Raw genomic sequence first — 13,221 nt, forward strand, 5'->3', positions numbered from 1 at the left:
CTGAAAATATTTTATTTATCCGATTGTATGATATTATTTAAGAAAAGGTTGGTGATTACATTCATTCCTGAATTTATTAATCCTTTTGTACGATTTTCGATCCGTGTCCCCCTGCACGCTGGCTATCGGAATGGTCCTCGGTTCTGTTACGTCCCCTCCCTATATCTCATCGAATCCGGCTGCGGCGTCATCATCTACGAAGACCGCCCGAATATACGGTTACAGCCAGGAACTTTGTTCTTTATTCAGCCTGGCGTATCCCACACTTGGGAGGTGGATGTGGATAGTCCGCTCACGTTTCGTTGTGTATTCTTCGAATGGTCCTATCGACTGAAGACGGGGATACGGATGCCCAACGATTTATTGTGTCAACATTCCGAGAAATCAGATGACCGTTTGTTGGACGTGCAGCTCGACTGTGGGATTCCTGACTCGCTAGTTGTGGATTCGATCAGCGTATGGAAAGGATTGTTCGAGGCGGTAACATCTGAGTTCGAGGTGGTATCTCCTGAGTTTTCAGTTCTCGATCACGAGGATTATCCGAATTCGCTAGCCATCACTGGCCATTTCAACCTCCTGCTTCACCAAGTCTATCGGCTGGCTAGACGCCAATCCAATATCACGGATCCGCGTATAACCAAGCTGATCGCATCGATGGAACGCCTAGCAGATGGTGGATACGAGGACGTCGAAGGTTGGGCAGAGAAGCTTGGATTGAGCCGAAGCCACTTCCATATGCTTTTCCGGACACATACTGGCTTTACGCCAAAATGGTATTGGAATCGGTGCCGCATCAACAAATCCAAGAACGACCTGCTAAGTACGAACGATACGGTAACGGAGATCGCCGAACGGTACGGTTTTTCATCGGTTCACGCCTTTACCAAATTGTTTCAAAAAATGGAAGGCGTAGCTCCGACGGTCTTCCGCCGTCAATATCGATTGAGATAATGAGCTTCGCTTCAAACATTGCTGGGGCGCAATATGAAACAAAGCCGCTGATGAACGCAATCAGCGGCTTGCTTCGATCGAAACCTTTCCATCGCTGCATAAATTCGGATTGCCGACGCATAAGCCGATCGAAAACCAGCTTGCTTCCGGCAGCCGGTATGCTTGTTTATCGAACCAACTTAACTCAACGTCAATTCGGACCTCGCGTGGCGCACCGTGTACTTGACTGAAGTGCTCAGGCATGCGTAACTGGACGCAAACGAGATCGTAAGCCTCTTCGGCCCAAGCCCTGATCTGATTCAAGACGGGGGTGAATTGCGCGCACTGGCGTCGGGAACGCGAACTCCATGCTTAGGAATTGGTCAATCGTCCCATAGTGTTTATGCTGAAGATGCGACTGCTCGTCACTCAATCGGGTAATCCGAATCCTTTAATCGTGTTATTTCCGAGGGATTTGGCGACCGCGTCTGGCGATTCATATTTGGATCTGTGGACGAACGAAACTGTCAGCGTTGGCACCGGGGGAGACGTGGCGATCAGGGCGGAAGAAGGCATCGCGCTGTTGTGGCAATCGGATTGCAGCTGATCATAGGAGGCTACTTTCTCTATGGCGTCTCGCGAAAGCTGCTCTCGATCCACGCGATACTTCTACACATATTGCATGGGCGTCGTATGGTGGGTGCTTTGTGAGGGAATCTGGTATGGGGTTCCATCCGCTCTTGGAATCGTGTTTCATTGAACTTGTTATGCGATAGCAACACGATTCCAAAGGCTGACGCTGTCGCTTCTTCACCCCATACATCCTGTCTCATCCTGGCTTCAACGCTTGTCCTTGCCTGAACCGAGTTCGATTGTGCCCAATTGGAGTGTGGGCCTTGCTTGGTTTTCTTCGCCTAATTCAGAAATGCCCACTTGCAGCGCCTTTTGACTTGAAAATCAGGAAAACCATTCGCTATGTAGGAAAAGTCGAGTTACAGCGACAAGCTCCCTTCGTGACGATCACCCAAGTTGGCAAAATCGAATTCCAGCACGGATTTCCCACGGAAGATCGCCTCGCTCGTCAGGTGATCGGAGCAACTGCATCATACCATTGCCATGCGCGGGTACTACGATATACTTTCTGGCGAGAAAGGGTACCCCTACTACTTAGTTATGTAAAGAATTTAAACATTATATGTTAATCAAAACTAAGAGTCACTGACAAAATCAGTGACTCTTAGTTAATAATTTTTAAAAATACGATAAAGTTATTGAAGCTATAATTAGCTCCATTTCCGTGAATCATCGTATCGATGGGAACGAATTCCTGATGTTGGTTGAAACATTACCTGTTTTTTGTAAATACGGTCGTATAATTCACATCATCTGCCGAGAGTTCAATCGTATAGTTGGTTGCATAATGAGCTTCCCAATCGATGTTTACTCCTATTACAGATTGATTTTGCCCCAAATCCACCTTGAACCACTCTGCGCTGCCGCTTGCTGCAGAAGACCATCTCGTTAAGCCATTGCCATCGGTTACATTGCTTGCTGGGAATCCAGTAAACGATCATATAACACGATCGTATCGATGACTTTTGATGCAATCCAATTTTCCGCACCACCGACAACTTCAAACTTAACCCAAGTCACATTTTTCGGAGATTAAAATCCCATATTATTTCATATACTGCACGCATTCTCACCGTCGCCCGTTAAAAGAATAAAATGAATCGTTTGCTGCTAAAATACCTACATTTCCGAGCTACGAGGCGACTCGGCTCTTACCACGTTTGATCTTTCATCAATTAGTTGTACCTAGCTTGGCTAGGCGCGCAACTAAATGAAAACAACAATAGCCTACCCTCTTGACGAGGTTAGGCTATTGTCGCCCCTTTAATTCCCGAACAAGCTCAATTCTCCCACAATGACATAATTGGAATAGCTTGAAGTGCCTTTAAACTTAACATACCTGGCATTCACAGGAGTGAAGCTTACCGAATGCGTCGCCATGTGGAGAAGTGAAGGTATCGTGCCAGACGAGATTTCGAACTTTTCGTCACCAAAGGCGCCTGTAGAGCTGCCATATAATATATAGTCCTTTACATTTCGATTATCGCTTACGTCCTCGTTCTGAATCGTGAAGGAAGACAAATTATAGGTTTGGCCGAGGTCGATCGTCACCCACTCGTCTCTGGTTCCTGAGCCGTAGGCTGATGCCCATCCTCTGCTTGTGGAATTGACCACTCCGTCATTAATGTTAGCTGACTTCCATGTCGTTGAATCAAATTGTGAGCTATAACCTGTTACCGTCTTGTTGAGTGAAACATTTGCAGGCAGCATGAGACCGTTGATAATTTGATTATAAGTCGTACCGACAGGCGCAATATCAATCACTTCATTTACAGAAGTCGAAAGGGTGAATGTACTGCCCGACGCCGTCTCGTTGCTTACGTTCACGCCGTTTCTGTAGACAACGAGTGTTTGCCCTGGCCAAGGATTGACGAAGGTTGCGTTTCGCCCTTGTTGGCTTATGGTCCTTACGTATTTTACCGTATTGTTCGTCATTTTGCTGGACACCAGAAATCCGCCATAAGCCATTAGATTGCCGAATTTGGCATCCGTATTCGTTGGCCAGTTCGCGAATACCCGGATCTGATTTTGGAACGATTGCGCGAGCATCTCGGTAAGCGTAGCGGGCACGGTCGCCAAGTTCTCGATACCGCCGCCATAGAAATTGTACGAGAAGTTCGATAAACGCCCGGATGCATAATAATCAAGCTTTGAAAGAATCGTGCTAGGCGAATAACCGACGCGGACGGCGGCAGGATAGAAGAAGCTCGTTGCGTTTCCGTCCCTCCACGTGTTCACCGCGCTTTTTTGATCTACCGTATTGTAGGCGATTTGAAGCAAGTTCGGATCGCTGTTCAGACCGATCTGGTTGCCGGGAAAGATGTGAAGCGTAGCGACGGAATTGCCGTCTTTCCAGTCCATGCCCGTTTCGGTAAGCCGGAATACCGTTTGGTTATTCTTTTGCATCGTAGGGTAATCACTCAGCTTGCTTAAGATATCTTGCCACGTAGCCCTTAACGTGCTATCTACGTTCTTATCGATGCTGATATCGATGCAGCCTTGAAGAATGAGACGTACAAAACCCAATGACATGACATTATTCGTCTGAGGATAACTACCGCCTTCATGCGGCGAGTCATTTTCGATGATATACCGGTTGTTGGCGCCGTCCCAGGTTAAATAACCTTGCCAGAAGAGCGCTACTTTCTTCAAAAAGTCATAGATTTTATCGCCATATGCGGGATCCCTCGTATAGTAATACCGCTGGACCATATTGCTTACGGCAAAAGCCGCATCCGATTTCTGATTGTGATACACACCGTCGTTAGCGTTAATCGGGTTCGGTCCAATGCCCACGGGATAGTAGACGCCGCTCTCTCCGATCGACTGGGCAGCCAACTCGCCTTTGGGCATATAATCCAACACGGGCTGGTCATAATTGTCCGTCAATTCGATATGATTGGTTGAGTATGCCGAGTAGAACGGCATTTCGTAATTGTAGTTTAAGTGATAATCGCCTTTCCAGAACGGATCAAGCTGATTAATCCAGTTTCCCCATATGCCGGGCGCAACGGCTCCTCTGGAAGTGATAGCCATCAGATAAAGCGAACCGTACCAGCTACCCTCGATAGTTTTATTCGGAATCTCGATGAACGATTTGCTCCAGAAATTTTGCCACCATCCCCTGTGAGAAGCGTTCTTGGATGAAATTTGCGTTGATGTGAGCGTGCTCACGTCCGATAGAGCCTTATTCTGATAATCCGCGTCGTCTCTGCTACTGATGATGGAAGTCGCGATTTGATACTGGCTTCCCGGTTGCATCGTGAACGTCAATTTGCCGTCGGCGACGGTGGTCGAAGCGCCTATGACTCGGGTTGCCATTCTTACCTTGCTGAACGGTTCGGACGGACTGGACTCGGCATAGGACGTAGAAGCGACAAGCGTCCCGTTCACGTAAGCCTTGATCGTGGCTCCGTCATACGAACCGCTAACATATACCCAGCTCCCCGTCGTTATCGCCGCTGCGGATTGCGCATAGTTTCCCTTATACGCGACCCTAAGCTTCCCGCCTGATAGACCCAAGCTAATCTCGGAATTCCAAGCGCTTTGGCTGAATATATAATTGGCTGAAGTGGCGCTGGCCGTATTAATCTTAATCCATGATCCGATACTCCATGTCGTCGGATAAGTCGCCGTATTCAAACGCCCCGCGTCGACATAGCTATTGGATCCGTTAAAGCTCAACGCATTCGGATTTACTTGCCCAGTCGTCAGCGTAGCATTATACGCATTCGAAGGAACGGCGTTATAAGCGTAACGATAACTTAAACCCGTCGTAACGTCTTGCATATTGGATAACTGCGTCATCTCGGAAGCCGACAGCGCCCTATTGTATATGCGCAAATCGTCGATAACGCCGTCAAAGTACCAGCGCCCGCCTCCATACTGCTCACGGCCGATATTGGTAACGCCGGAATAATCGGGAGTGGGATCGATATATACGATGTCGTTCGACGTTGAAGTGATTCCCGAATCTACCGCGCCCGCTCCATTCAAAGGCGTAACGGTGACGGTCTGAGCCGCGGAGCCCGTATTGGCGAGATTCGTAATCAGCTGATCTTGGTTCGCATTGACCCAGCTTGTCGTTTTCAACGTATTTCCGCCTGTCGAGAACGTTCCTCTTACCTCGGCGTTATACATGTCTTGTACGGTGTTATAAGAGGCACCCGACATACCCGGTATACTTAGCGCGATTCTTCCTACGGGTTCGATACTGCCTTTCGGGATGCTCCAAAAATCGGTTTTGCCGACATAGAACGTAAGATTGCTTGCCCCCCCTCCGACCGCGACGCCTACGTCTCCGTTTCCGATTAGCGGTGCGTCCGTGTTGCTCGGGCTAGGGATCAACGTCGGCGGTGTATTCCTAACGCCAGAGTACTTGGAAGCAATATTTTGCGCATTCTGACTCGTGATCGCGTTCGCATCGTCAATCGGAGCAGCTAAGACTGGATTGGAATATATCTGCAAAGACACAGTTGTCAAAGTTACAATCAGCATGCATTTCATCATTTTCTTAGTAAAATGTTTGAACTTGTTAACCATTTCAGAAACCTCCTCCATGTTTATGCTCCAAACAATTAAGTTTTTATCACCTTCTTTCACGTAAAATATTATTTTGTAAGCGTTTTCAATTGTACACTAAAATTATAATGGTCCATCGTTCAACAAAATAGTGCAACAATTAACGTTTTACTCAAAAAATTAATGCAAAAAATTAAAAGCAAAAGGTGACGTGGCCAATTATCTGAATATCACTAATGGGCAACTGAAGTGAATGAACAATAGCCAACCCTCCTGTCATGACAGGAAGGGTTAGGCTATTGTCAGGTACGATTTCTGTTTCTCGCCTTTAATTTCCGTACAAGCTCAATTCTCCCACAATGACATAATTGGAATAGCTTGAAGTGCCTACAAACTTAACATATCTGGCATTCACAGGAGTGAAGTTAACCGTATGTGTCGCCATGTGGAGAAGTGAAGGTATCGTCCCAGACGAGATTTCGAACTTTTCGTCGCCAAAGGCGCCCGTAGAGCTGCCATATAATTTATAGTCCTTTACATTTCGATTATCGCTTACGTCCTCGTTCTGAATCGTAAAGGAAGACAAATTGTAAGTTTGGCCAAGGTCGATCGTCACCCACTCATCTCTGGTTCCTGAGCCGCTTTTCGATGCCCATCCTCTGCTAGTGGAATTAACCACTCCGTCATTCATGTTAGCCGCTTTCCAGGTGGTTGTATCATATTGGCTGCTGAAATCTGTTACCGACTTATTTAGGGCAACATTTTCTTTACCTGCAGGAGTAGTCATTCTATCAAGAATTTCACTGTAGGTGGTTCCATTAGTTGCAATATGAATGGTTTCGTTCGGAGAAGTTGTTATCGTGACCTCATTACCCGACAATGTTCCACTGGTTACACCGTTGCGGTAGATAGCCAATGTTTGTCCTGGCCATGGATTGATAAAGGTTGCGGGCTTACCTTTTTCGCTAATGATTCGTAAATATTGAACGGTGTTATTATCAATATGACTGGATACCAGGAACCCTCCGTAAGCCCGGAAATCCTGGAACTTTGCATACGTATTTGCCGGCCAATCGGCAAAAACACGGATTTTGTTTTGATGCGATTGCAGCAACATTTCGTTCACAGCTGAAGGAACGGTGGCTAAATTTTCAATGCCGCCCCCGTAAGAATAAATGTGCATATTTTTATAACTGTGATTTGTAATCCAAGAATTAAGTTGAGTCAAAATGGTCGCTGGATCGTACCCGACTCTCGCAGCCGCCGTATAAAAAGCTGGCGTACCGTTGTCGTCGGACCATCTTTGCATCTGACCAACTGTATCTTTGGCTGTTTGCAACATCGTTGCATCACTACTTAGTCCAATTTGACCGCCTGGGAAAATATGTTGGATTTCGACTGAATTGTTGCTGCTCCAATCACGTCCAACTTCAGTCGTTCTGAAAACCGTTTGACCATTTCGAGTTTGAGTAGAGAAATTGCTTATATGATCCAATTTGTCTTGCCAACCTGAACGAAGCGATTCATCTTGATTCAAATCCGTACTAATGTTAATAAGTCCTTGATATAACGTCCGAACAAAACCTAAAGAAATAACGCCGTTTGTTTGTGGGTATGCATCACCTTCACGCTGTGCATCATTCGCAATTACGTATCTTGATCCATCCCAAGTCATGTAGTTCGACCAAAAATCCCCTACTAATTTCAAGTAATTGTAAACTTTATTGGCATAGACCGTATCTTTTGTGTAATTATATCTCATAATCATGTTTACAGCAGCGTATGAAGCATTGGATTTTTGATTATGGAAAATTGCCACTGCAGGGGAACCTTCCGGCAAAGGACCAATGGCAACCGGATAATATACGCCGCTGAAACTGTTGGATGCTGCAGCAGCTTGACCTTTGGGAATCCAATCCAGGATCGGTTGATCATAATTATCCGTCAAATCAATATGATTGGTAGGGTACAATCCATAATAAGGGGTTTCATAATTGTAATTGAGAAAAAAAGTTCCGTCCCATGCCATGACCTGGGTCAGCCAAGGCCCGAACAAAGCCGGGGCATATTCATTACCTCGCATACTACTGCCTAATAAATACAGTGAACCATAGTAACTCTTCTCGATCGTTTTGTCTGGAATTTCTACAAACGATTTCGTCCAGAAATCAGTCCACCAACTGCGATGGTTCTGATTTATGGAATCGACATTGGCTTGTGTCAGGGTACTGACTTTTGAAACTGACGCATTCAAATAGTCTGTGCTGTCTGTATTACTGATTAGAGAGGTGGCCAATGTGTAGGTCTGACCAGGTTGCATCGTAAAACTAAGCTGACCGTTAGAGATGGTCCCTGTCGTACCTACTATTCTACTGGACATAAGCACAAGTGGAATAGGGTTTGATACGATAGCTGAAGTACTCGTTTTTACCAGCGAACCATTGATATATAATTTAATATACTGACCGTCAAAAGTCCCCATAGCATGTACCCATTGATTCTTAGGAACCACAGAATCCGAATCCAAATAATTGCCATAAGCCGTCTGAAAACGGAGTTTGCCATTGGATAAACCTAAGCTTGTGTTTTTATTCCACTCCCCTTGGGCTAAGATGAAATTGGCATCTGATGAGAAGCTCGGGACATAGATCCATGTCCCGAGCGACTTGGGAGCACCAGGGTCTATAGTCAAATTACCCGCGTCCCAATAACTAGAAGTGCCATTGAACGCTAAGGCATTGCCGATTTTGCCTGCGACGGATGACGTATTAACTGCACCCGGAGGGATGGAATCGAATGTATACTGAGTTGTCAAGCCGCTGCTAACGGATTGCAGATTGTATAGCTGCGTTACCTCTGTGTCAGTAAGCGCCCTGTTGTAGATCCGCAAATCATCGATGTTGCCATTAAAGTAATATCTTCCGCTGCCATAATCCTCTCTACCGATTTTGGTATTAACCGTAATAGGGTCGGCTTGGAGATCTAAGCTCAACACATCATTGGTGGCTGTAGTATTCGCACTTAACGTATTACCGAAACCATCTTTCAGTGCAACTGTTGCCGTCGTTGATGACGTACCCGAATACGACAACTTGGTTATCAACAGATTGTCTGTTGCTGAAATCCAGCTAGTCGTGTTAATCGTATTCTCGTTTAAGGTAAAGTTTCCGCGTACCTCGGCATTAGCAATATCTTGCTCCATATTGTAAGATGCCCCGGTCATCCCTGGAATGGATAAAGAAATTCTCCCTAGCGGCAGAGGTCTTTTCTGGCTTCTGGACCAAAACTCGTTTTTCCCAGCATAGAAAGTCATCTGATCAATTCCGCCGCCGATCGCGACTCCAACATCACCATTCCCTAGTAGAGGCGCATCCATGGTGTGATTATTAAATACGGTAGGTTTAGTTGTGAATACACCGGTATAATTTTTAACTATGCGTAACGGATCCGGTGATTGATCGGCTTGGGCGATGTTGAAGCTCATTGGTATTCCGAATTGAAGCAGTGAGGCTGATAATAATAGTAGTCTTGCTCTTCTTTTCATGTAATTTCCTCCCATTTCGTTATACAACATCGCGTGAAATCAACTAATTGAATACGCTCAAAGCTGCTTTCTTAGGTGAATTGTTTCTATATTTTCTATACGACCTCCCCTATCAATTTACGCTCCTTCACACTATAATTGGAAGCGCTAACATTATAGTACCTTGTACGATTTTTGAAACAAGTACAATAATTAATAATTTGCTCAAAATACTAGCGTACTTACAAAAAATCATTCTTATGGAAACCTATATAAAAGGCAAGGTGATGAAATGAGTTATTTCATCACCTTGGTTTACGTCAACAAGAGTTGACATTATTTGATCTTTGACATCCTATTCATCCTTTCCTGAATTCAGTCGGCGATTTCCCTGTTATTTTTTTGAATTGGCTATAGAAATAATTTGGTTCCGTATACCCTACTTTTTCAGAGATCTCCTTAGTGTTTTTATCGGAAAGCAAAAGCAGGTTTTTGGCTTTGTTGATTCTCACCTGATTCAGATAATCATTGAACGTTTGTCCAAGCTCAAATTTAATTCTTTTCCCTAAATAAGGTGCGGATAAATAAAACTTTTGTGATAAAATTTGAATGGTCATATTTTCCATGTAATGACTATCTATGAATGTAATTATTTTCTCGATAATATTCGTGCTTCTTTTCACTTTTAACTGTTGCAACATTTGAACCAGAAATAAAACTAATTCCTTAAATTTACCGAATAGTAGTTCAGTAGTTTCCATTTCATAGAGAGCATTAATTGATTTAGGAAAGGCTCTGTCGTGCTCGTAGATTTCGAATTCAAATTGACGTAATTTACTTAAACATACAAGCGTAATATCAATGAAAACAGATCTTACTACATTGAGATCGCGTACCCCGATTTCTTGTAGTTGCTTGCCTATTAAGTGTAAGAACTCCTCTGCGCGTTCGTATTCTTCCTTCTCTAAGCATTCATGAAGGAGGTTTAGGCTAAGTTGTTTGGATAATGTTTCCTTCTTCGTCCCTTCATCCTTCTGGGTGTAATCGATAACCGTGAAAGTATCAACGAAGTACCTATAATCATATAACTCCATTGCGCTTGAGAAGGATTGGCTGATCTCTCTCCAAGATGAACAAGCTTTACCGACAAGTGCAATGACATATACTTTAAGAAATTGGTGAATAAGAACGCAAACCTCGTTCATTTTTGAACTGATCGATAATAGGCGTTGACCTTGGATACCGGAAAATAGGACTACTATTTGCCCGTTCTGATTGCCGATCACTTCTACTTTCTCTTCCTGGCTGAAAATTTCTTGCACCATATTCATGATAGCAAATTGACCTAGATGCCTTTCCGCTAATAATGAAACGGCTTTTTGTCTGACGATAGTGTCGATTACGGCAATTTGAAAACCGCCACCATCCAGGGCGATCCCTAACATTTCACACTTTTCTCTAACATCGCGAATCGAGTAATTGTCCATGAGAATTTGGTTTAAAATGTTGTTTTTCATCAGCATGATGCCTTCATTCATTTCCCTGGATTTCTGATATTCCAGCAAAAGATTTTCCTGAATTTGCTCCAAAGTACCCATTAATTCATCCTTATTAACCGGCTTGAGCAAATAGTTGTCTATCCCCAGCTTCATGGCTTCATGAAGATATTGAAAGTCGTCATAACCGCTGATCATAATCACGCGGCTGGGCAGATTCGCTTTGCGGATTCTCTTAAGCAATTCAAGACCGGTGCATTCATCCATCTGAATGTCCGTTATCACTAGATCGATTGGAGAATTGGCCTGCATAAAATGCCAAGCATCTTCGCCATCCTCAAATAACCCTACCACTTCATAACCCAAACTTTCCCAATCAATCATGGAGGGCAGCGTTTCGCGTATGAGGTGTTCGTCGTCCACTATAATAACTTTTCGGATTCTAAGATTCATTCAGCTCACCTCAAGTGTTCGGAAAAACTAAACAGACTTTTGTTCCAACATTCTGACAGCTGCTGATTCTCAAACCATATTCATCGCCGTACATAAGACGAATTCTTGAGTTCACATTGACGATTCCGATGTTTGGAAGAATCTTGTCATCAAATAACGGCATCTCGCATTGTTCAAGAAGTGCGAGCAATTTCTCCTCAGGGATCCCTTTGCCGTTGTCCTGGATAATTACATGAAGCGCATGATTCAATTCTGCAACTTCAATCAGGATGTGTACTTCTTTTCGCTTATCCATAGCATGTTTAAATATGTTCTCGATAATGGGTTGTACTGTAAACTTGATCACAGACCGATTTTGCAGTTCTTCCGGAAGCCGGATCTCGAATGTCATTTTCGGGAATCTGATCTTTTGCAATTTAAGATACAGCTCTACGTAGTAGATTTCTTCAAATAAAGTGACAAGCATTTCCTTATTTCTTATATTCCATCTGAAAATTTCGCTCAATTCATAGATGGCTTCAGCTATCTCGTACTGATCTTCCTGGATGGCCTGCATTCTGAGAATTTCCAGCATGTTGGATAAGAAGTGGGGATTGACCTGTGAGTGCAATAAATACAATTCCGTTTCCTTAGCCTTGATTTCCAAAATATATTCTTTCTGAATATACTCGGTGAGTTTGAAAGTAAGCTGATTAAATGATTTCTCCACGATAGTAAATTCATCATTCTTCATAACCGGAATCGGTTTAAATGATTCACCGGGCTGATAGCCTCGCATATTGCGAGTTAATACTTTCACTCTTTTGGATAATCGCTTGGAAACGTAAAAAGCAACGAACAAATTTAACAATACTACGACAGATAATATCGTCCATTGGTTTTTTCGCATTTTGAGTAAAGACTGCTTCAATTGATCTTTGGAGATAAATATCGTAAATATCATGTCATCTACTTCATTCTTCACTTCAGCAATGAAATGGTCGTCAGGAAATTTACTGGCATCCCCAATCATTAATGAGCCATTCTCATTTTTCAATTCAATAAGCGAATTTTCTTTCAGGAACGAACCTCTTTTTTCCATGAAACTAGCATCCATGCTAATGATAAGAGAGCCCACATTCGAAATTTTTGGTGATAGCGGATCGTTCACCTTTAAAATAAAAAAAAGTTGATTTTTATATGGATAAATTTTAATAAATTGCTCTTCTTCAAAAGCAGTCATCTCAAGAAAATTAGGTAAAATTCGGGGATCTGAACTTTTTTTAACGAAAGAAAAATTGTATTTATCGCTTTTTCTAGTAAAAACAATGGCGCTGATCTTCTCATCCGTATAAGCCATGGATTCGAAAAATTGTTCGATTTCCGCTTTCAGTCTGATCCCGTCCATGGAATCGTTTTCCTTATATCTTTCGATCTTTCTCAGCATCGATTCACTTTGATTGGATTCAGAAAATAAAGAGAACACAAAAGAGCGAATTTGATTCAATTTCAAATTATAAGCATCCTTAATGCTAATCAATTCATTGCGATCATATTCCATTTCCCTATTTTCAATCATTTTACCTACGTTGTTTATATTAAGCTGGCCTAAAGCAAGGATAACACAGGATTGTATGATAATCGTCGTTATAAACACTTTTGCAAACAAAGAAGTTCTCATCAATT

General features: G+C 43.4%; 7 protein-coding genes and 1 pseudogene. 2 read left to right on the forward strand and 6 right to left on the reverse strand.

Annotated elements, in window-relative coordinates:
* The first annotated feature begins 51 nt into the window (after window positions 1–51).
* Window positions 52–951, forward strand: a complete 900-nt coding sequence (locus tag ASG93_RS33405; RefSeq protein ID WP_056839458.1) for an AraC family transcriptional regulator — start codon at window positions 52–54, stop codon at window positions 949–951.
* 60 nt (window positions 952–1,011) lie between these two features.
* Here ASG93_RS33405 and ASG93_RS33410 read toward each other — a convergent pair whose 3' ends face one another.
* Window positions 1,012–1,254 carry a hypothetical protein gene (locus tag ASG93_RS33410; protein ID WP_156411130.1) on the reverse strand — a complete coding sequence of 81 codons (243 nt, stop codon included), beginning with the start codon at window positions 1,252–1,254 and terminating at the stop codon, window positions 1,012–1,014.
* A gap of 79 nt (window positions 1,255–1,333) precedes the next feature.
* Here ASG93_RS33410 and ASG93_RS33415 point away from each other — a divergent pair, with 79 nt between their 5' ends.
* Window positions 1,334–1,537, forward strand: a complete 204-nt coding sequence (locus tag ASG93_RS33415; RefSeq protein WP_056839462.1) for a hypothetical protein — start codon at window positions 1,334–1,336, stop codon at window positions 1,535–1,537.
* A 738-nt stretch (window positions 1,538–2,275) separates the two neighbouring features.
* Here the strand turns inward: ASG93_RS33415 and ASG93_RS37380 are convergent.
* The 5 genes and pseudogenes from ASG93_RS37380 to ASG93_RS33440 form a co-directional block, all read right to left on the reverse strand.
* A pseudogene (locus ASG93_RS37380) lies at window positions 2,276–2,479 on the reverse strand (discoidin domain-containing protein); the annotation flags it as partial.
* A gap of 347 nt (window positions 2,480–2,826) precedes the next feature.
* Complete coding sequence (locus tag ASG93_RS33425) at window positions 2,827–6,105, reverse strand: glycosyl hydrolase family 95 catalytic domain-containing protein (protein ID WP_056839466.1); 3,279 nt, start codon at window positions 6,103–6,105, stop codon at window positions 2,827–2,829.
* Between the two features lie 307 nt (window positions 6,106–6,412).
* Window positions 6,413–9,628 carry a LamG-like jellyroll fold domain-containing protein gene (locus tag ASG93_RS33430; RefSeq protein ID WP_056839469.1) on the reverse strand — a complete coding sequence of 1,072 codons (3,216 nt, stop codon included), beginning with the start codon at window positions 9,626–9,628 and terminating at the stop codon, window positions 6,413–6,415.
* 338 nt (window positions 9,629–9,966) lie between these two features.
* Window positions 9,967–11,556, reverse strand: coding sequence for a response regulator (locus ASG93_RS33435; protein ID WP_056839472.1), 1,590 nt, complete (start codon window positions 11,554–11,556; stop codon window positions 9,967–9,969).
* 10 nt (window positions 11,557–11,566) lie between these two features.
* Window positions 11,567–13,204, reverse strand: a complete 1,638-nt coding sequence (locus ASG93_RS33440; RefSeq protein ID WP_162262902.1) for a sensor histidine kinase — start codon at window positions 13,202–13,204, stop codon at window positions 11,567–11,569.
* Window positions 13,205–13,221: the final 17 nt, after the last annotated feature.

The sequence above is a fragment of the Paenibacillus sp. Soil787 genome, from assembly GCF_001429545.1.
GTDB lineage: Bacteria > Bacillota > Bacilli > Paenibacillales > NBRC-103111 > Paenibacillus_E.